The organism is Salinimicrobium oceani, from assembly GCF_012037645.1.
This window is the reverse complement of record NZ_JAAVJR010001639.1, coordinates 1-285: the sequence shown is the minus strand read 5'-3', so window position 1 is coordinate 285 and position 285 is coordinate 1. Positions and strand designations below refer to the sequence as shown.

Annotated in this window: 1 pseudogene; it reads right to left on the bottom strand. The window is 47.7% G+C overall.

The features are described 5' to 3' along the window. A pseudogene (locus tag HC175_RS23420) lies at nt 1-285 on the bottom strand (penicillin-binding protein 2); the annotation flags it as partial.

Here is a 285-nt window from a genome sequence, read left to right as displayed (position 1 = left end):
AGCGTACTCACTTTTGGTAAGCTGCGGAATGACCACCGATGGAAGCCTTGGGCTATAGATCTTAGCCTTATCAAGGCGCTCCACCAGCTGTTCCTGAGTGATACTCAGAATACGGCAGAGTTCTGTAGTGTCAAAAGGTTTGACGTTCCTCGGGATCACCATGACGTCATAGGACGGCTGATTCGAAACCAGAAGCTCACCATTCCTGTCAAAAATGAATCCCCGCTGTGGATAATCATAGACCACCTTAATGGCGTTATTTTCTGATCGTCCCACAAAGGAATC